Below are 19236 nucleotides of genomic sequence, written 5' to 3' on the forward strand. Positions count from 1 at the left end.
GACAACTCGGTACATCAGACACACCGAGGTGATGCCATCGCAGGCAAGCCAGCTCCCACAGAAAAGCAGAGCTGCATCAGTTTCAGATTTGGTTTTGGCTTTCGCTTTGGCTTTTGATCTGGCTTCTACCACTCAAGCCGGCCTGTAGGCCGCTGTGCTCTTGCTTTTGATCTTGATCTGACTGCCCCAATAAGCCCGAGGCCGAACGCAGGGATTGAGGAGCGGGTAAACCGGCAGGACGCCGGTTTAGCCGCGACGGGGCAGGGACGCCCCGTCGCGGCGGCCCGCGGAGCAATGCCGGAGTGAGGGAACACCGAGCCTAGGCGAGGTGCCGACAGGCGGGGCAGAGCGTTTTGGTTACTTTGCCGCTTTTGCAAAGTGACTCGCTGTAAGAGCGAAACCATAAGCGGCCGTTACCGCAACAACGGATATGTACACCCCCCCCACCCCCAATTTTCGATCAAAACATTGATCCAGAGCGGTACCCCCACCTACAAAACCAGTTAAAAGATCCGCTTTACCAACTAGCATCACCCACACAAGTAACAGCAACTTCCCCCGTTAAACCCCGAACAGCTGTTTAAAATCCACGCAAACAATATTCATTATCATTTAGAGCATGAAAACTTCTTTACAGCTTAAACAAAACATAATTGGTGAAATGCCCGCTAATGCCCGCCCCGCAAGGGCTACAGCCCCAAGAAGGTGCACTATGTCCTTATTCCATCGAATAATTTCGCTATAGGAATTTTACTTGCCCGGTGTTTAGCCATAAAATCACCGCGATTGATTGCGCTGCGACATATCGTCACTGCATCGTTACTTTTTCGAGCTCAGAGACCTTTGCTCTCTGTTAAGGATTTCCAGCATGACCGAAGCGACAGGACTCATGGCCCACAACTGGGGCTTTGCCATTTTCCTCCTCGGTGTTGTCGGCCTTTGCGCCTTCATGCTCGGTGTCTCCAGCCTCCTCGGGTCAAAAGCCTGGGGCCGCAGCAAAAACGAACCGTTCGAGTCCGGCATGCTACCTACAGGTGGCGCCCGCTTGCGGCTCTCAGCCAAATTCTATCTGGTCGCGATGCTCTTCGTGATCTTCGACATCGAAGCCCTTTTTCTCTTTGCCTGGTCTGTGTCCGTCCGCGAAAGCGGCTGGACCGGATTCGTCGAAGCCCTCGTTTTCATAGCAATTCTGTTGGCAGGCCTTGTCTACCTATTTCGAGTGGGCGCCCTTGATTGGGCTCCGGAAGCTCGTCGCAAGCGGCAAGCGAAGCTGAAACAATGAGGCTTTGGCGATGCAATACAATCTCACCAGGATCGACCCGGATGCTCCTAACGAGCAGTACCCCATCGGCGAACGGGAAACCGTTTCCGACCCGTTAGAAGACCAAGTCCACAAAAACATCTACATGGGCAAGCTGGAAGACGTGCTGAGTGGCGCGGTCAACTGGGGGCGTAAAAACTCCCTGTGGCCGTACAACTTCGGTCTGTCCTGCTGCTATGTGGAAATGACCACCGCCTTCACGGCGCCCCACGACATCGCGCGCTTTGGCGCCGAAGTTATCCGGGCCTCGCCGCGTCAGGCGGATTTCATGGTTATCGCCGGTACCTGCTTTATCAAGATGGCGCCGATCATTCAGCGTCTCTACGAGCAAATGCTCGAGCCAAAGTGGGTTATCTCCATGGGTTCGTGCGCCAACTCCGGTGGCATGTACGACATCTACTCCGTGGTTCAGGGGGTGGACAAGTTCCTGCCCGTGGACGTCTACGTGCCTGGCTGCCCGCCCCGCCCTGAAGCATTTCTGCAAGGCTTGATGCTGTTGCAGGAATCGATTGGCAAGGAGCGTCGCCCACTTTCCTGGGTTGTCGGAGATCAAGGCGTATACCGCGCCGAGATGCCGTCACAAAAGGAACAGCGCCGCGAACAGCGTATTCAGGTCACCAACCTGCGCAGCCCCGACGAAGTCTGATCCAGCACCGCTTCTTTTATAGAACGAAAACCTGGCTTCATTCTTTACGTTGACCGAAAGCGATAAAAAACCATGACTACAGGCAGTGCTCTGTACATCCCGCCTTATAAGGCAGACGACCAGGATGTGGTCGTCGAACTCAATAACCGTTTTGGCCCTGACGCCTTCACCGCCCAGGCCACACGCACCGGTATGCCGGTGCTGTGGGTGGCGCGTGCCAGGCTCGTCGAAGTCCTGAGCTTCCTGCGCAACCTGCCCAAGCCGTACGTCATGCTCTATGACCTGCATGGCGTGGACGAGCGCCTGCGCACCAAGCGCCAGGGACTGCCGAGCGGCGCCGACTTCACCGTGTTCTACCACCTGATGTCGCTGGAACGTAACAGCGACGTGATGATCAAGGTTGCCCTCTCCGAGAGCGACCTGAGCGTTCCGACCGTGACCGGTATCTGGCCTAACGCCAACTGGTACGAGCGCGAAGTGTGGGACATGTTCGGCATCGACTTCCCGGGCCACCCGCACCTGTCGCGCATCATGATGCCGCCAACGTGGGAAGGTCACCCGCTGCGCAAGGACTTCCCTGCCCGCGCCACCGAATTCGATCCATTCAGCCTGACCCTCGCCAAGCAACAGCTTGAAGAAGAGGCTGCACGCTTCCGTCCGGAAGACTGGGGCATGAAACGCTCCGGCACCAACGAGGACTACATGTTCCTCAACCTGGGCCCGAACCACCCTTCGGCTCACGGTGCCTTCCGTATCATCCTGCAGCTGGACGGCGAAGAAATCGTCGACTGCGTACCGGACATCGGCTACCACCACCGTGGTGCCGAGAAGATGGCCGAGCGTCAGTCGTGGCACAGTTTCATCCCGTACACCGACCGCATCGACTACCTCGGCGGCGTGATGAACAACCTGCCGTACGTGCTCTCGGTCGAGAAGCTGGCGGGCATCAAGGTGCCGGACAAGGTCGACACCATCCGCATCATGATGGCCGAGTTCTTCCGGATCACCAGCCACCTGCTGTTCCTGGGTACCTATATCCAGGACGTCGGCGCCATGACCCCGGTGTTCTTCACCTTCACCGACCGTCAGCGCGCCTACAAGGTCATCGAAGCCATCACCGGTTTCCGCCTGCACCCGGCCTGGTACCGCATCGGCGGTGTGGCGCACGACCTGCCGCGTGGCTGGGAGCGCCTGGTCAAGGAATTCATCGACTGGATGCCCAAGCGTCTGGACGAGTACCAGAAAGCCGCCCTGGACAACAGCATCCTCAAGGGCCGGACCATCGGCGTCGCCCAGTACAACACCAAAGAGGCCCTGGAATGGGGCGTCACCGGTGCTGGCCTGCGTTCCACCGGTTGCGACTTCGACCTGCGCAAGGCGCGCCCGTACTCCGGCTACCAGAACTTCGAATTCGAAGTCCCGCTGGCGGCCAACGGCGATGCCTACGACCGCTGCATCGTGCGCGTCGAAGAAATGCGCCAGAGCCTGAAGATCATCGAACAGTGCATGCGCAACATGCCGGAAGGCCCTTACAAGGCGGATCACCCGCTGACCACGCCGCCGCCGAAAGAGCGCACGCTGCAACACATCGAAACCCTGATCACGCACTTCCTGCAAGTTTCGTGGGGCCCGGTCATGCCGGCCAACGAATCCTTCCAGATGATCGAAGCGACCAAGGGTATCAACAGTTATTACCTGACGAGCGATGGCGGCACCATGAGCTACCGCACCCGGATTCGTACTCCAAGCTTCCCGCACCTGCAGCAGATCCCTTCGGTGATCAAAGGTGAAATGGTCGCGGACTTGATTGCGTACCTGGGTAGTATCGATTTCGTTATGGCCGACGTGGACCGCTAAGCATGAACAGCACGCTTATCCAGACAGACCGTTTCACCTTGAGTGAAACCGAGCGCTCGGCCATCGAGCACGAGCTGCATCACTACGAAGACCCGCGCGCGGCGTCGATCGAAGCCTTGAAGATCGTCCAGAAGGAACGTGGCTGGGTGCCGGACGGCGCCCTCTACGCCATCGGCGAGATCCTGGGCATCCCTGCCAGCGACGTTGAAGGCGTGGCGACGTTCTACAGCCAGATCTTCCGCCAGCCGGTTGGCCGCCACATCATTCGCGTGTGCGACAGCATGGTCTGCTACATCGGTGGCCACGAGTCCGTGGTCAGCGAGATCCAGAGCAAGCTGGGCATCGGCCTGGGCCAAACCACTCCGGACGGCCGCTTCACGCTGCTGCCGGTGTGCTGCCTGGGCAACTGTGACAAGGCGCCGGCGTTGATGATCGACGACGACACATTCGGTGACGTGCAGCCTGCTGGCGTCACCCAATTGCTCGAGGGCTACCCATGACCCTGACTTCCTTCGGTCCTGCCAACCGCATCAAGCGGTCGGCCGAGACTCACCCGCTGACCTGGCGCCTGCGTGACGACGGCGAGCCTGTATGGCTCGACGAGTACCAGGCCAAGAACGGTTACGCAGCCGCGCGCAAAGCCTTCGCCGACATGGCCCAGGACGACATCGTCCAGACCGTGAAGGACGCCGGCCTCAAAGGCCGCGGCGGTGCAGGCTTCCCCACGGGCGTTAAGTGGGGCCTGATGCCGAAAGACGAATCCATCAACATCCGCTACCTGCTGTGCAACGCGGATGAAATGGAGCCGAACACCTGGAAAGACCGCATGCTGATGGAGCAACTGCCCCATCTGTTGATCGAAGGCATGCTGATCAGTGCCCGCGCGCTGAAAACCTACCGTGGCTATATCTTCCTGCGCGGCGAATACACCACCGCCGCCAAGCACCTGAACCGTGCCGTGGAAGAAGCCAAGGCTGCAGGCCTGTTGGGCAAGAACATCCTCGGTTCGGGTTTCGACTTCGAACTGTTCGTGCACACCGGTGCCGGGCGTTACATCTGCGGTGAAGAAACCGCCCTGATCAACTCCCTCGAAGGCCGCCGTGCCAACCCGCGTTCCAAGCCGCCCTTCCCTGCCGCCGTGGGCGTGTGGGGCAAGCCGACGTGCGTGAACAACGTTGAAACCCTGTGCAACGTGCCGGCGATCATCGGCGACGGCGTGGAGTGGTACAAATCGTTGGCCCGTGAAGGCAGCGAAGACATGGGCACCAAGCTCATGGGCTTCTCCGGCAAGGTCAAGAACCCGGGCCTGTGGGAACTGCCATTCGGCGTGACCGCGCGCGAGCTGTTCGAGGACTACGCCGGCGGCATGCGCGACGGCTACACCCTCAAGGCCTGGCAGCCAGGCGGCGCCGGCACCGGCTTCCTGTTGCCCGAGCACCTCGACGCACAAATGTACGCCGGCGGCATCGGCAAGGTGGGTACCCGTATGGGTACCGGCCTGGCCATGGCCGTGGACAACACCGTGAACATGGTGTCGTTGCTGCGCAACATGGAGCAGTTCTTCTCCCGCGAATCCTGTGGTTTCTGCACCCCGTGCCGCGATGGTCTGCCATGGAGCGTGAAGCTCTTGATGGCCCTCGAGAAAGGCGAAGGTCAGCCAGGCGATATCGAGACCCTGCTGGGTCTGGTGGGTTTCCTCGGCCCTGGCAAGACTTTCTGTGCTCACGCACCGGGCGCCGTGGAGCCATTGGGCAGCGCGATCAAATACTTCCGCTCGGAGTTCGAAGCCGGCATTGCGCCCAAAAGCGCCGCCGTCCCGCCTCTGGCAAGGCCGATTGTAGTCGGCGCGTAACGCTTAAAAAGGCGAAGGGTCCGTGCCCTTCGCTTTCTCATGTGCTGACGCCTTCAAGGCTGTGTTGATGCACATGAATAACAAGATTCCATTAGCCACGCCCGCTGACACCGGGCCAACGAAGAACTTTGAACCATGGCCACTATCCACGTAGACGGCAAAGAGCTCGAAGTCGATGGGGCAGACAACCTGTTACAGGCGTGTCTGTCGCTAGGCCTCGACATTCCATATTTCTGCTGGCACCCCGCCCTTGGCAGCGTTGGCGCTTGCCGCCAGTGCGCGGTCAAGCAGTACACCGACGAGAACGACACCCGTGGTCGTATCGTCATGTCCTGCATGACGCCCGCCACCGACGGCAGCTGGATTTCCATCGAAGACGAAGAAGCGAAAGTGTTTCGCGCCAGCGTCGTCGAATGGCTGATGACCAACCACCCGCACGACTGCCCTGTGTGTGAGGAAGGCGGCCACTGCCACCTGCAAGACATGACCGTGATGACCGGCCACAACGAGCGCCGGTATCGCTTCACCAAGCGTACCCACCAGAACCAGCAACTGGGCCCGTTCATTTCCCACGAGATGAACCGCTGCATCGCTTGCTACCGCTGCGTGCGCTTCTATAAGGACTACGCCGGCGGCACCGACCTCGGCGTGTTCGGCGCTCACGACAACGTGTACTTCGGTCGCGTTGAAGATGGCACCCTCGAAAGCGAATTCTCCGGCAACCTCACCGAGGTCTGCCCGACCGGTGTGTTCACCGACAAGACTCACTCCGAGCGCTACAACCGCAAGTGGGACATGCAGTTCTCGCCGAGCATCTGCCATGGCTGCTCCAGCGGTTGCAACATCTCCCCGGGCGAGCGCTACGGCGAACTGCGTCGGATCGAAAACCGCTTCAACGGTTCGGTCAACCAGTACTTCCTGTGCGACCGTGGCCGTTTCGGCTACGGCTACGTCAACCGCGAAGACCGCCCGCGTCAGCCACTGCTGGCCGACGGCGCCAAGCTGAGCCTGGACGAAGCGCTGGATAAAGCCGCTGACCTGCTGCGCGGTCGCAATATCGTCGGTATCGGTTCGCCTCGCGCCAGCCTCGAAAGCAACTACGCGTTGCGCGAGCTGGTGGGTGCCGAGCACTTCTACTCGGGTATCGAAGCCGGTGAACTGGAGCGTATCCGCCTGGTGCTGCAAGTTCTGAACGACAGCCCGCTGCCGGTTCCGAACATGCGCGACATCGAAGACCACGACGCGATCTTCGTCCTCGGTGAAGACCTGACCCAGACCGCCGCCCGTGTCGCCCTGTCCCTGCGCCAGTCGGTGAAAGGCAAGGCCGAAGACATGGCCGACGCCATGCGCGTCCAGCCCTGGCTCGACGCTGCGGTGAAAAACATCGGCCAGCACGCGCTGAACCCGCTGTTCATCGCATCGCTGGCTGAAACCAAGCTCGACGACATCGCTGAAGAATGCGTACACGCAGCACCGGACGACCTGGCCCGCATCGGTTTCGCCGTGGCCCACGCCCTCGACGCCAGCGCGCCTGCCGTTGAAGGCCTGGACGCTGAAGCCGTTGAGCTGGCCAAGCGCATCGCCGACGCCCTGCTGGCCGCCAAGCGCCCATTGATCATTGCCGGTACCTCGCTGGGTTCCAAGGCACTGATCGAAGCCGCCGCCAACATCGCCAAAGCCTTGAAGCTGCGCGAGAAGAACGGCTCCATCAGCCTGATCGTGCCGGAAGCCAACAGCCTCGGCCTGGCCATGCTCGGTGGCGAGTCCCTGGACGCGGCGCTGCAAGCCGTGACCGACGGCAGCGCCGATGCGATTGTGGTGCTGGAAAACGACCTGTACACCCGCACGGATTCGGCCAAGGTCGACGCAGCGCTGAACGCGGCCAAAGTGGTGATCGTTGCCGACCACCAGAAAACCGCCACCAGCGACCGCGCCCACCTGGTACTGCCCGCCGCCACCTTTGCTGAAGGCGACGGCACCCTGGTCAGCCAGGAAGGCCGCGCCCAGCGCTTCTTCCAGGTGTTCGATCCGAAGTACATGGACGCCAGCATCCTGGTTCACGAAGGCTGGCGCTGGCTGCATGCCCTGCGCGCCACCCTGCTGAACCAGCCGATCGACTGGACCCAGCTCGACCACGTGACAGCCGCCGCAGCCGCAGCCGCACCGCAACTGGCCCGTATCGTCGACGCCGCGCCGTCCGCCGCGTTCCGCATCAAGGGCATGAAACTCGCCCGCGAACCGCTGCGCTACTCCGGCCGTACAGCCATGCGTGCGGACATCAGCGTGCACGAGCCACGTACGCCGCAAGACAACGACACCGCGTTCGCCTTCTCCATGGAAGGTTACTCGGGTTCGGTCGAGCCACGTCAGCAGGTGCCTTTCGCCTGGTCGCCGGGCTGGAACTCGCCACAGGCCTGGAACAAGTTCCAGGACGAAGTCGGTGGTCACATCCGCGCTGGCGACCCGGGCACCCGCCTGATCGAAAGCACCGGTGACTCGCTGAACTGGTTCGCCAGCGTGCCGCGTCCGTTCAACCCGGCCCAGGGTACCTGGCAGGTTGTGCCGTTCTTCCACCTGTTCGGCAGCGAAGAGACCTCTTCCAAAGCCGCGCCGGTACAAGAGCGCATTCCGGCCGCCTACGTGTCCGTAGCCAAGTCCGAAGCCGACCGCCTGGGCGTCAACGACGGTGCCCTGCTCAGCGTGACCGTTGCCGGCAAGACCCTGCGTCTGCCGCTGCGCATCAACGAAGAGTTGGGTGCTGGCCTGGTTGCATTGCCAAAAGGCCTCGCGGGGATTCCTCCGGCGATCTTCGGCCTTACCGTTGACGGTCTGCAGGAGGCAGCTCAATGACCTGGTTCACCCCTGAAGTGATCGACGTGATCATCGCGGTGGTCAAGGCCATCGTGATCCTGTTGGCCGTGGTCGTGGCGGGCGCCTTGCTCAGCTTCGTCGAACGTCGCCTGCTGGGCTGGTGGCAGGACCGTTATGGTCCGAACCGCGTTGGCCCGTTTGGTATGTTCCAGATCGCCGCCGACATGCTGAAAATGTTCTTCAAGGAAGACTGGACCCCGCCGTTTGCCGACAAGGTGATCTTCACCCTGGCACCGGTCGTGGCCATGAGCGCCTTGCTGATTGCCTTCGCAATCATCCCGATCACCCCGACCTGGGGCGTGGCGGACCTGAACATCGGCTTGCTGTTCTTCTTCGCCATGGCCGGTTTGTCGGTCTACGCGGTGCTGTTCGCCGGTTGGTCGAGCAACAACAAGTTCGCCCTGCTGGGCAGCTTGCGGGCTTCGGCCCAGACCGTCTCCTACGAAGTGTTCATGGGCCTCGCGCTGATGGGCATCGTGGTGCAGGTGGGCTCGTTCAACATGCGCGACATCGTCGAGTACCAGGCGCAGAACCTGTGGTTCATCATTCCGCAGTTCTTCGGCTTCTGTACCTTCTTCATCGCTGGCGTCGCCGTGACTCACCGTCACCCATTCGACCAGCCGGAAGCAGAACAGGAACTGGCCGACGGTTACCACATTGAATACGCCGGCATGAAGTGGGGCATGTTCTTCGTAGGTGAGTACATCGGCATCATCTTGATCTCGGCCCTGCTGGTCACGCTGTTCTTCGGCGGCTGGCACGGTCCATTCGGCATCCTGCCGCAGCTGGCGTTCTTCTGGTTCTTCCTGAAGACCGCGTTCTTCATCATGCTGTTTATCCTGCTGCGCGCTTCCATCCCGCGTCCACGGTATGACCAGGTGATGGATTTCAGCTGGCGATTCTGCCTGCCGCTGACCCTGATCAATTTGCTGGTGACTGCTGCCGTTGTGTTGTTGAACACGCCAGCGGGCGCGGTTCAGTGAGGATTTGACCCATGTTCAAATATATTGGCGACATCGTTAAGGGTACCGGTACCCAGTTGCGAAGCCTGGTGATGGTGTTCGGTCACGGCTTTCGCAAACGCGACACCCTGCAATACCCGGAAGAAGCGGTGTACCTGCCGCCGCGTTATCGCGGCCGCATTGTCCTGACCCGCGACCCCGACGGCGAAGAGCGCTGCGTGGCCTGTAACCTTTGCGCCGTGGCGTGCCCGGTGGGTTGCATCTCGCTGCAGAAAGCTGAAACCGAAGACGGTCGCTGGTACCCGGACTTCTTCCGCATCAACTTCTCGCGCTGCATTTTCTGCGGCCTCTGCGAGGAAGCTTGCCCGACCACCGCGATCCAGCTGACACCGGATTTCGAGATGGCCGAGTTCAAACGTCAGGACCTGGTGTACGAGAAAGAAGATCTGCTGATCTCTGGTCCCGGTAAAAACCCTGATTACAACTTCTATCGTGTTGCAGGTATGGCCGTTGCCGGTAAGCCGAAAGGCGCCGCACAAAACGAAGCCGAGCCGATCAACGTGAAGAGCTTGCTGCCTTAAGGAAGAAAGATGGAATTCGCTTTCTATTTCGCATCGGGTATTGCAGTGGTGTCCACGCTTCGCGTGATCACCAACACTAACCCCGTGCACGCCCTGCTCTACCTGATCATTTCGCTGATCGCCGTGGCCATGACCTTCTTCAGCCTCGGCGCACCGTTCGCCGGTGTGCTGGAAGTGATCGCCTACGCCGGCGCCATCATGGTGCTGTTCGTGTTTGTGGTGATGATGCTCAACCTGGGGCCGGCTTCGGTCGCCCAGGAACGCGTCTGGCTCAAGCCCGGCATCTGGCTCGGCCCGGTGATCCTCGCAGCCCTGCTGCTGGGTGAGCTGCTGTATGTGCTGTTCGCTCACCAGAGCGGCCAGGCCATCGGCCACACCACCGTAGACGCGAAAGCCGTGGGCATCAGCCTGTTCGGCCCGTACCTGCTGGTGGTCGAACTGGCTTCGATGCTGCTGCTCGCTGCAGCCATCACCGCCTTCCACTTGGGCCGCAACGAAGCCAAGGAGCAATGACGATGCCTGCTATCCCTTTGGAGCATGGTCTGGCGGTCGCCGGCATCCTGTTCTGCCTTGGCCTGGTCGGCCTGATGGTTCGCCGCAACATTCTGTTCGTGTTGATGAGCCTGGAAATCATGATGAACGCCGCGGCACTCGCGTTCATCGTGGCCGGTAGCCGTTGGGGCCAGCCGGATGGACAAGTGATGTTCATCCTGGTGATCAGCCTGGCAGCCGCCGAGGCCAGTATTGGCCTGGCGATCCTGCTGCAACTGTATCGTCGCTTCCACACGCTTGATATCGACGCTGCCAGTGAGATGCGCGGATGAACATGATCTTTCTGACTTTCGTATTTCCCCTGATCGGTTTCCTGCTGCTGTCGTTCTCCCGTGGACGCTGGTCGGAAAACCTCTCGGCCCTGGTCGGTGTGGGGTCCATTGGCCTGTCGGCGATTGTCGCCGCCTACGTCATCTGGCAATTCAACGTCGCACCGCCGGAAGGCGGCCACTACACCCTGGTGTTGTGGCAGTGGATGTCGGTGGAGGGCTTCAAGCCCAACTTCGCCCTCTACGTCGACGGCCTTTCGATCACCATGCTCGGCGTGGTCGTCGGTGTAGGCTTCCTGATCCACCTGTTCGCGTCCTGGTACATGCGCGGTGAAGCGGGTTACTCGCGCTTCTTCGCCTACACCAACCTGTTTATCGCCAGCATGCTGTTCCTGGTGCTGGGCGATAACCTGTTGTTCCTGTACTTCGGCTGGGAAGGCGTGGGCCTGTGCTCGTACCTGTTGATCGGTTTCTACTACAGCAACCGCAACAACGGTAACGCCGCACTCAAAGCCTTTATCGTGACCCGGATCGGCGACGTGTTCATGGCCATCGGCCTGTTCATCCTGTTCCAGCAAGTGGGCACGCTGAACATCCAGGAACTGCTGGTGCTGGCACCGCAGAAATTCCAGGTCGGCGACTTCTGGATCACCCTGGCGACCCTGATGCTGCTGGGTGGCGCTGTGGGTAAATCCGCACAACTGCCGCTGCAAACCTGGCTGGCGGACGCGATGGCCGGCCCTACCCCGGTTTCGGCACTGATCCACGCCGCAACCATGGTGACCGCCGGTGTCTACCTGATTGCCCGTACCCACGGCCTGTTCACCCTGGCGCCAGAGATTCTGCATCTGGTGGGCCTGGTGGGTGGCGTGACCCTGGTACTGGCAGGTTTTGCTGCCCTGGTTCAGACCGACATCAAGCGTATCCTCGCCTACTCGACCATGAGCCAGATCGGCTACATGTTCCTGGCCCTGGGCGTGGGTGCCTGGGACGGCGCGATCTTCCACCTGATGACCCACGCCTTCTTCAAGGCCCTGCTGTTCCTTGCTTCCGGTGCGGTGATCGTTGCCTGCCACCACGAGCAGAACATCTTCAAGATGGGCGGCCTGTGGAAGAAACTGCCGTTGGCCTACGCCAGCTTCATCGTCGGCGGCGCGGCCTTGTCGGCCCTGCCACTGGTGACCGCAGGTTTCTACTCGAAAGACGAAATCCTCTGGGAAGCCTTTGCCAGCGGTAACCACGGCCTGCTGTACGCCGGCCTGGTGGGTGCGTTCATGACCTCGCTGTACACCTTCCGCCTGATCTTCATCACCTTCCACGGTGAAGCCAAGACTGAAGCCCACGCAGGCCACGGCATTTCCCACTGGCTGCCACTGTCGGTGCTGATCATCCTGTCGACCTTCGTCGGCGCCATGATCACCCCGCCTCTGGCCGGTGTACTGCCGGAAAGCGCTGGCCATGCCGGCGGCGCCGCCAAGCACAGCCTGGAAATCGCCTCGGGTGCCATCGCCATCGCCGGTATCCTGCTGGCGGCCCTGCTGTTCCTCGGCAAGCGCCGCTTCGTCACTGCCATCGCCAACAGTGGCATTGGCCGCTTCCTTTCGGCCTGGTGGTTCGCTGCCTGGGGCTTCGACTGGATCTACGACAAACTGTTCGTCAAGCCTTACCTTGCGATCAGCCACGTACTGCGCAAAGACCCGCTCGACCAGACCATCGGTTTGATCCCGCGTGCCGCCAAGGCCGGTCACACCGCCCTGAGCCGCAGCGAGACCGGCCAATTGCGTTGGTATGCAGCTTCCATGGCGGCCGGTGCCGTCCTGGTAATCGGCGCCATCATCGTGGTCGCGGTCTGACTATGCACATTGCGAACTTTGCGAACTTGCGAAAGGAAACGAGCCCGTCATGATTCTGCCCTGGCTAATCCTGATCCCCTTTATCGGCGGCCTGCTCTGCTGGATGGGTGAACGCTTCGGCGCCACCCTCCCCCGCTGGATTGCGTTGCTGACCATGTCCCTGGAACTCGCGCTCGGCCTCTGGCTGTGGGCCCATGGCGACTATTCATTTGCTCCGGCACCGGGTGTCGATCCCACCTTCGCGCTTGAATTCAAGCACGTGTGGATCCAGCGCTTCGGCATCAACGTGCACCTGGCCCTCGACGGCCTGTCGCTGTTGATGATCCTGCTGACCGGCCTGCTGGGTATCCTCTCGGTACTCTGCTCCTGGAAAGAGATCCAGCGTCACGTGGGCTTCTTCCACCTGAACCTGATGTGGATCCTGGGCGGCGTTGTCGGCGTGTTCCTCGCCCTCGACCTGTTCATGTTCTTCTTCTTCTGGGAAATGATGCTGGTGCCGATGTACTTCCTCATCGCGCTCTGGGGTCACAGTTCTTCGGACGGCAAGAAAACCCGGATCTACGCGGCGACCAAGTTCTTCATCTTCACCCAGGCTTCCGGCCTGATCATGTTGGTGGCGATCCTGGGCCTGGTACTGGTCAACTTCAACAGCACGGGCGTGATCACGTTCAACTACGCCGACCTGTTGAAAACCAAGATGTCCCTGACCACCGAGTACATCCTGATGCTGGGCTTCTTCATCGCGTTCGCGGTGAAGCTGCCGGTGGTGCCGTTCCACTCCTGGTTGCCTGACGCTCACGCCCAGGCGCCGACCGCAGGTTCCGTGGACCTCGCCGGTATTCTGTTGAAGACGGCGGCCTACGGCCTGCTGCGTTTCGCCCTGCCGCTGTTCCCGAATGCCTCGGCCGAGTTTGCGCCGATCGCCATGACCCTCGGTCTGATCGGGATCTTCTACGGTGCGTTCCTGGCCTTCGCCCAAACCGACATCAAGCGTCTGATTGCCTTCTCATCCGTTTCCCACATGGGTTTCGTACTGATCGGCATCTACTCCGGCAGCCAACTGGCGCTGCAAGGCGCTGTGATCCAGATGCTGGCTCACGGTGTGTCGGCCGCGGCACTGTTTATCCTCAGTGGCCAGCTGTACGAGCGCCTGCACACCCGTGACATGCGCGAGATGGGTGGCGTGTGGTCGCGTATCGCCTACCTGCCGGCCATCAGCCTGTTCTTCGCCGCTGCCTCCCTGGGCTTGCCGGGTACCGGTAACTTCATCGGTGAGTTCCTGATCCTGATGGGTGCCTTCGTGCAAACCCCGTGGATCAGTGCAATCGCTACCTCCGGCCTGGTGTTCGGTTCGGTCTACTCGCTGATCATGATCCACCGCGCCTACTTCGGCCCGGCCAAGTCCGACACCGTCCTGCAAGGGATGGATGCTCGCGAACTGATCATGGTGCTCGGCCTTGCGGTACTGCTGGTGTTCATCGGCGTGTACCCGCAACCGTTCCTGGATACTTCTGCCGCAACGATGCATGGCGTGCAGCAGTGGTTCGGCACCGCCTTCTCTCAACTCGCTTCGGCCCGGTAAGAGCGCTATGGAATTCACGATCCAACACTTTATCGCGCTTGCGCCGCTGCTGATCACCAGCCTCACCATCGTGGTGGTGATGCTGGCGATCGCCTGGCGCCGCAATCACTCGCAAACGTTCCTGCTGTCCTGTGCTGGTTTGAACCTGGCCCTGCTGTCGATTATCCCGGCACTCAAGGTCGCGCCACTGGCCGTGACCCCGCTGATGATGGTCGATGACTTCGCGCTGCTGTATATCGCGTTGATCCTGGTTGCCACCCTGGCCTGCGTCACCCTCGCCCACGCCTACCTCGGCGAAGGCGGCACCGGCTACCCGGGCAACCGCGAAGAGCTGTACCTGCTGATCCTGCTGGCTGCGGCCGGCGGTATCGTGCTGGTCAGCGCACAGCACCTGGCCGGCTTGTTCATCGGCCTGGAACTGCTGTCGATCCCGGTCTACGGCCTGGTGGCGTATGCCTTCTTCAACAAGCGCTCCCTGGAAGCCGGCATCAAGTACATGGTGCTGTCGGCCGCCGGTTCCGCGTTCCTGTTGTTCGGTATGGCCCTGCTCTACGCAGAAGCCGGCAGCCTGAGCTTCAGCGGTATCGGTCACGCCTTGGCAACCTCCGGCAGCCCTGCGCCCATCGCCCAACTGGGCCTGGCCATGATGCTGATCGGCCTGGCGTTCAAGCTGTCGCTGGTGCCGTTCCACCTGTGGACCCCGGACGTGTACGAAGGCGCCCCGGCGCCGGTGGCTGCGTTCCTGGCTACCGCGTCGAAAGTCGCCGTGTTTGCGGTGATGGTGCGTCTGTTCCAGATCTCCCCTGCGGCCAACACCGGTGTACTCAGCAACGTGCTGACCATCATCGCGATCGCGTCGATCCTGTTCGGTAACCTGCTGGCGCTGACCCAGAACAACCTCAAGCGTCTGCTGGGTTATTCGTCCATCGCGCACTTCGGTTACCTGCTGATCGCCCTGGTGGCAAGCAAGGGCCTGGCGATGGAAGCCATCGGCGTGTACCTGGTCACCTACGTGATCACCAGCCTGGGTGCATTCGGTGTGATCACCCTGATGTCCTCGCCTTACAAAGGCCGTGACGCCGACGCCCTGTACGAGTATCGCGGCCTGTTCTGGCGCCGTCCGTACCTGACCGCCGTACTGACCGTGATGATGTTGTCCCTGGCCGGCATCCCGCTGACCGCCGGCTTCATCGGCAAGTTCTACATCGTGGCGACGGGTGTTGAAGCCCACGAATGGTGGTTGGTGGCCTCGCTGGTACTGGGCAGCGCCATCGGCGTGTTCTACTACCTGCGCGTGATGGTGACCCTGTACCTGATCGAGCCAAACCTGCGCCGCGTGGACGCCGAGTTGCACTGGGAACAGAAAGCGGGCGGCGTGATGCTGCTGGCAATCGCCCTGCTGGCGTTCTTCCTGGGTGTGTACCCACAACCGTTGCTCACCCTGGTGCAGCATGCGGTGATGGCGGGTTGATCGCTTAGTTAAACGCAGCAAGCAAAACGGCGCCCTAGGGCGCCGTTTTGCTTTCCGCTTTAGGAGCAAGCCTGCTCGCGATGGTCGTTAACGATGACGCGGAGTATCTGAAACAACGCGGCGCCTTTCAGTTTTTCGCGAGCAAGCTCGCTCCTACAGATACGGCGGAGTTGTCTGACCCTACACACAATCTCTCCTGATATCGCCCTCTTAAGCGTCACAGTAACGTTGCCGACCTATACGCAACCTACGTAGGCACGCCCATGAAACGTGACATCTTTTCCGAACTGGTCGAAGGCTTCGACGCGCTGGCAGATGAACGACAAGGCAAGGTAACGCTGCGCAGCCACAAGGTGCAGTTGAGCAAGCTGGCACCGCTCACTGCCGACGAAGTAGTCGCTGTGCGTCAACAACTCAATCTGTCGCGCTCGGTGTTTGCGATGTACCTGCGCACCAACACCCGGACCCTGGAAAATTGGGAGCAAGGCCGGGCCACACCCAATGCTCAGGCGGCAACCTTGATTCGGCTGGTGGCGCAGTTTCCGGAGACGGTGGAACGTTTGGCGCTGTTGACCTGATCGATCAATCCAGCCAAGCCCGTCGGCAACAGGACGTTGCCGATGGCTCAAGCCTGCAATCAAATCCTGAACTGCCCCACCAACTGCCCCAACCGCTGCCCCAGGTCCGCCAGGCTGCGGGAGGTCTGGGCGCCCTGTTGGGTTTCATCCGCCACGCTGTCCACCGCCACCGCAATCTGATGCACGCTGCGGTTGATCTCTTCGGCCACGGCGGTTTGTTCTTCGGCGGCGCTGGCGATCTGAGCGTTCATCGAGTTAATGGTGCCGATCAATTGCGCCATGGTGTCCAGGGACGCACCCGCTTCGTTGGCCTGGGCCGAGGTGCCGTCTCCGGCGTCGCTGGAGCGGCGCATGGATTCCACGGCGGCTTCGGTGCCTTTTTGCAGGCGGTCGATCATGCCCTGGATTTCCTGGGTGCTTTGCTGGGTGCGGCTGGCCAGCGCCCGCACTTCGTCGGCGACTACGGCAAACCCACGACCCGCCTCCCCTGCCCGTGCGGCTTCAATGGCCGCGTTGAGGGCCAGCAAGTTGGTCTGCTCGGCAATCGAGCGGATCACCCCGAGCACGCTGACAATCGACGAAACGTCCTGCTGCAAGCTGTCCAGGGACACGCCGCTGCTGCGGATGTCGTTCACCAGCGCGTGAATCTGCGCGATGCTGCCGTCCACGACTTTTTTCGCGGCCTGGCCTTCGGCGTCGGTCTGTTGCGCCGCCACCGCCGCGCCTTGGGCACTGCGGGCGACTTCATGGGCGGCGGAGGACATTTCGTTGATGGCGGTGGCCACCTGGTCCGTCTCGTGACGCTGGCGCTCCATGGCTTTTTCCGAGCGGCTGGCTTGCTCCGCGACCTGGCTTACCAGGCCGGTAAGCTGGGAGGTCATCTCGGTGATCTGGCGCACCAGGCCGTGGATCTTGTCGACAAAGCGGTTGAACGAGCCGGCCAGTTCCCCCAGTTCGTCCTGACTGGTGATGGCCAGGCGGCGGGTCAGGTCGCCTTCACCGGCGGCGATGTCGTCGAGGTTGATCTTCATCAGGTGCAACGGCCGCAGGATGGTGTTGGCCACCAGCATGCCCACGGCGGCGATCACCAACAGCACTACCACGGCGATCCCGATGATGCTCAGCACCACGCCTTCCATGCGTTTCTCCACCTTGGCCTGAACCTCGGCGACCTGGGCGTCGATGCCGTCCAGGTTCACCGAGGTACCGATCACCATGTCCCACTTGGGCAGGTATTCGGTGTAGCCAAGCTTGGGCACCAGCTCGGTCTGGCCGGGCTGCGTCGAGCTGTATTGCAGGTAGTGGGTGCCATCCTTGCCGACTTTCACCAGGTCGCGGTTGACGTAGACGCCATTCGGGTCGCGGTTGTCCTTGAAGCTTTTGCCGACGCCGTCGGGGCTGTTGCCCTTGAACAGGCGAATGGTCTCGGAGTCGTAGCCGAAGAAATAACCGTCCTTGCCATAGCTGGTGTTGGACAGCAGCTTGACCACCTGCGCCCGCGCCGTCGTATCGCCTTGGGCGGCCGCGTCATACAGCGGCTTGATGGTGGTCAGTGCCACCTCGACGTAGCCGCGCAAGGTGGTCTTGGCGTCGTTGAGCAGGTTCTGGCGGGTTTCTTCGACCTCCTTGCGGGCCTGTTCCTGAAGGATCCACACCGTGGTCAGGCTGATGATCACGGCAAACAACAACACGGGCAGGACAGCAAGGGACAGTACTTTGGCCTTTAGACTCAGACGCATGGCTCTTCTCTCTTAAGGGACACCTTAAGAGGTTAACGGCTAGTTACAATAAATCTGTAGGACAATCCCTCAGAGCGTCATCGCGGCAAACCAGCCAAACGCCAGCAGCGGAATGTTGTAGTGCAGGAAGGTCGGGACCACGGTGTCCCAGATATGGTGATGCTGGCCGTCGATGTTCAAACCCGAGGTCGGCCCCAGGGTCGAGTCCGACGCGGGCGAGCCGGCATCCCCCAGTGCACCGGCCGTGCCGACGATGCACACGATGGCCAGCGGGCTGAAGCCCAACTGCACGCACAGCGGCACAAAGATCGCCGCCAGGATCGGCACCGTGGAAAACGACGAGCCGATGCCCATGGTCACCAGCAACCCCACCAGCAGCATCAGCAACGCCCCCACACCGCGGCTGTGGCCGATAAACGCCGCCGAGGCTTGCACGAGGGTCTGCACTTCGCCGGTGGCCTTGAGCACTTCGGCAAAGCCCGACGAGGCGATCATAATAAAGCCGATCATCGCCATCATCTTCATGCCTTCGGTGAACAGGTCATCGGTATCGCGCCAGCGCACAATGCCCGACACCGAAAAGATCAGGAACCCGGCCAGGGCGCCGATGATCATCGAGTCCAGCCACAGCTGGATAATGAACGCCGCCGCAATCGCCAGGCCGGCCACCAGCAGGGTCAGCGGGTTGTATTGCACGGCCACCTGCTCGACCCGCTCGATCTTCTCCAGGTCGTACACGCGCTTCTTGCGGTAGCTGATAAACACCGCCACCAGCAAGCCGACCACCATGCCCAGCGCCGGAAGCCCCATGGCATGGGTGACATTGACCTGACTGATGTCGACGCCGCTCTTGGCCACATTGGCCAGCAGGATCTGATTCAGGAAGATGTTGCCGAAACCCACCGGCAGAAACATGTAGGGCGTGATCAGGCCGAAGGTCATGACGCAGGCGATCAGCCTGCGGTCCAGCTGCAGCTTGGTCAGCACGTATAAAAGCGGCGGTACCAGCAGCGGGATAAACGCGATGTGGATCGGCAGGATGTTCTGCGAGGCGATGGCCACCACCCAGAGCAAGCCGATCAACAGCCATTTGACGTGGCTG

General features: G+C 61.1%; 16 protein-coding genes and 1 pseudogene. 14 read left to right on the forward strand and 3 right to left on the reverse strand.

All coding sequences use genetic code 11. The features are described 5' to 3' along the window. Positions 1 to 868: 868 nt before the first annotated feature. The 14 genes from MUM_RS0118615 (at position 869) to MUM_RS0118685 (ending at position 16395) form a co-directional block, all read left to right on the forward strand. Positions 869 to 1282 carry an NADH-quinone oxidoreductase subunit A gene (locus tag MUM_RS0118615; protein WP_003219575.1) on the forward strand — a complete coding sequence of 138 codons (414 nt, stop codon included), beginning with the start codon at positions 869 to 871 and terminating at the stop codon, positions 1280 to 1282. 10 nt (positions 1283 to 1292) lie between these two features. Next, complete coding sequence (locus tag MUM_RS0118620) at positions 1293 to 1967, forward strand: NuoB/complex I 20 kDa subunit family protein (RefSeq protein WP_003219572.1); 675 nt, start codon at positions 1293 to 1295, stop codon at positions 1965 to 1967. 72 nt (positions 1968 to 2039) lie between these two features. Next, a complete protein-coding gene (gene nuoC / locus MUM_RS0118625) occupies positions 2040 to 3824 on the forward strand; it encodes an NADH-quinone oxidoreductase subunit C/D (RefSeq protein ID WP_003219570.1) in 1785 nt (594 codons plus the stop codon). Between the two features lie 2 nt (positions 3825 to 3826). Continuing rightward, complete coding sequence (nuoE, locus tag MUM_RS0118630) at positions 3827 to 4324, forward strand: NADH-quinone oxidoreductase subunit NuoE (protein ID WP_003219568.1); 498 nt, start codon at positions 3827 to 3829, stop codon at positions 4322 to 4324. Next, entirely contained in the window at positions 4321 to 5676 is a 1356-nt protein-coding gene (nuoF, locus tag MUM_RS0118635) for an NADH-quinone oxidoreductase subunit NuoF (protein WP_010172750.1), read from the forward strand. Before nuoE ends, nuoF begins: the two co-directional genes overlap by 4 nt. Before the next feature lie 135 nt (positions 5677 to 5811). Next, positions 5812 to 8526 (forward strand): NADH-quinone oxidoreductase subunit NuoG, encoded by a 2715-nt coding sequence (gene nuoG / locus MUM_RS0118640; protein ID WP_010172752.1) that lies wholly within the window; start codon positions 5812 to 5814, stop codon positions 8524 to 8526. Beyond that, positions 8523 to 9530: an NADH-quinone oxidoreductase subunit NuoH gene (gene nuoH, locus MUM_RS0118645; RefSeq protein ID WP_003219563.1), complete on the forward strand. Its 1008-nt coding sequence runs from the start codon at positions 8523 to 8525 to the stop codon at positions 9528 to 9530. Before nuoG ends, nuoH begins: the two co-directional genes overlap by 4 nt. Positions 9531 to 9541: 11 nt before the next feature. Next, entirely contained in the window at positions 9542 to 10090 is a 549-nt protein-coding gene (gene nuoI, locus MUM_RS0118650) for an NADH-quinone oxidoreductase subunit NuoI (protein ID WP_003174725.1), read from the forward strand. Between the two features lie 9 nt (positions 10091 to 10099). Next, positions 10100 to 10603, forward strand: coding sequence for an NADH-quinone oxidoreductase subunit J (nuoJ, locus tag MUM_RS0118655; protein WP_003219561.1), 504 nt, complete (start codon positions 10100 to 10102; stop codon positions 10601 to 10603). A gap of 2 nt (positions 10604 to 10605) precedes the next feature. Next, entirely contained in the window at positions 10606 to 10914 is a 309-nt protein-coding gene (gene nuoK / locus MUM_RS0118660) for an NADH-quinone oxidoreductase subunit NuoK (RefSeq protein WP_003219560.1), read from the forward strand. Next, on the forward strand, positions 10911 to 12764 hold the full coding sequence (gene nuoL, locus MUM_RS0118665; protein WP_003219559.1) for an NADH-quinone oxidoreductase subunit L: 1854 nt from the start codon (positions 10911 to 10913) through the stop codon (positions 12762 to 12764). Before nuoK ends, nuoL begins: the two co-directional genes overlap by 4 nt. Positions 12765 to 12813: 49 nt before the next feature. Then, positions 12814 to 14346, forward strand: coding sequence for an NADH-quinone oxidoreductase subunit M (nuoM, locus tag MUM_RS0118670; protein ID WP_010172759.1), 1533 nt, complete (start codon positions 12814 to 12816; stop codon positions 14344 to 14346). A gap of 7 nt (positions 14347 to 14353) precedes the next feature. Then, positions 14354 to 15817 carry an NADH-quinone oxidoreductase subunit NuoN gene (gene nuoN / locus MUM_RS0118675; protein ID WP_010172761.1) on the forward strand — a complete coding sequence of 488 codons (1464 nt, stop codon included), beginning with the start codon at positions 14354 to 14356 and terminating at the stop codon, positions 15815 to 15817. Between the two features lie 263 nt (positions 15818 to 16080). Beyond that, positions 16081 to 16395: a helix-turn-helix domain-containing protein gene (locus MUM_RS0118685; protein WP_010172763.1), complete on the forward strand. Its 315-nt coding sequence runs from the start codon at positions 16081 to 16083 to the stop codon at positions 16393 to 16395. A gap of 59 nt (positions 16396 to 16454) precedes the next feature. On the opposite strand, the gene MUM_RS1000000135050 is transcribed toward MUM_RS0118685, so the two are convergent. The 3 genes and pseudogenes from MUM_RS1000000135050 to MUM_RS0118695 form a co-directional block, all read right to left on the reverse strand. Beyond that, positions 16455 to 17276, reverse strand: coding sequence for a methyl-accepting chemotaxis protein (locus MUM_RS1000000135050; protein ID WP_442962346.1), 822 nt, complete (start codon positions 17274 to 17276; stop codon positions 16455 to 16457). 36 nt (positions 17277 to 17312) lie between these two features. After that, positions 17313 to 18134, reverse strand: a pseudogene (locus MUM_RS1000000135055) (cache domain-containing protein); the annotation flags it as partial. A 69-nt stretch (positions 18135 to 18203) separates the two neighbouring features. Beyond that, positions 18204 to 19236: Na+/H+ antiporter NhaC family protein (locus tag MUM_RS0118695; RefSeq protein WP_010172767.1), on the reverse strand; the 1033-nt coding region annotated here is incomplete at its 5' end.

This window comes from Pseudomonas sp. PAMC 25886, from assembly GCF_000242655.1.
GTDB lineage: Bacteria > Pseudomonadota > Gammaproteobacteria > Pseudomonadales > Pseudomonadaceae > Aquipseudomonas.

Bases quoted from the DNA above. Each gene is read 5' to 3' on its own strand.
- MUM_RS0118685 (WP_010172763.1), top strand. From the start codon at position 16,081: ATGAAACGTGACATCTTTTCCGAACTGGTCGAAGGCTTCGACGCGCTG.
- MUM_RS1000000135050 (WP_442962346.1), bottom strand. From the start codon at position 17,276: ATGACCTCCCAGCTTACCGGCCTGGTAAGCCAGGTCGCGGAGCAAGCC.
- nuoG (WP_010172752.1), top strand. From the start codon at position 5,812: ATGGCCACTATCCACGTAGACGGCAAAGAGCTCGAAGTCGATGGGGCA.
- nuoC (WP_003219570.1), top strand. From the start codon at position 2,040: ATGACTACAGGCAGTGCTCTGTACATCCCGCCTTATAAGGCAGACGAC.
- nuoF (WP_010172750.1), top strand. From the start codon at position 4,321: ATGACCCTGACTTCCTTCGGTCCTGCCAACCGCATCAAGCGGTCGGCC.
- nuoE (WP_003219568.1), top strand. From the start codon at position 3,827: ATGAACAGCACGCTTATCCAGACAGACCGTTTCACCTTGAGTGAAACC.
- nuoM (WP_010172759.1), top strand. From the start codon at position 12,814: ATGATTCTGCCCTGGCTAATCCTGATCCCCTTTATCGGCGGCCTGCTC.
- MUM_RS0118615 (WP_003219575.1), top strand. From the start codon at position 869: ATGACCGAAGCGACAGGACTCATGGCCCACAACTGGGGCTTTGCCATT.
- nuoN (WP_010172761.1), top strand. From the start codon at position 14,354: ATGGAATTCACGATCCAACACTTTATCGCGCTTGCGCCGCTGCTGATC.
- MUM_RS0118620 (WP_003219572.1), top strand. From the start codon at position 1,293: ATGCAATACAATCTCACCAGGATCGACCCGGATGCTCCTAACGAGCAG.
- nuoK (WP_003219560.1), top strand. From the start codon at position 10,606: ATGCCTGCTATCCCTTTGGAGCATGGTCTGGCGGTCGCCGGCATCCTG.
- nuoJ (WP_003219561.1), top strand. From the start codon at position 10,100: ATGGAATTCGCTTTCTATTTCGCATCGGGTATTGCAGTGGTGTCCACG.
- nuoH (WP_003219563.1), top strand. From the start codon at position 8,523: ATGACCTGGTTCACCCCTGAAGTGATCGACGTGATCATCGCGGTGGTC.
- nuoL (WP_003219559.1), top strand. From the start codon at position 10,911: ATGAACATGATCTTTCTGACTTTCGTATTTCCCCTGATCGGTTTCCTG.
- nuoI (WP_003174725.1), top strand. From the start codon at position 9,542: ATGTTCAAATATATTGGCGACATCGTTAAGGGTACCGGTACCCAGTTG.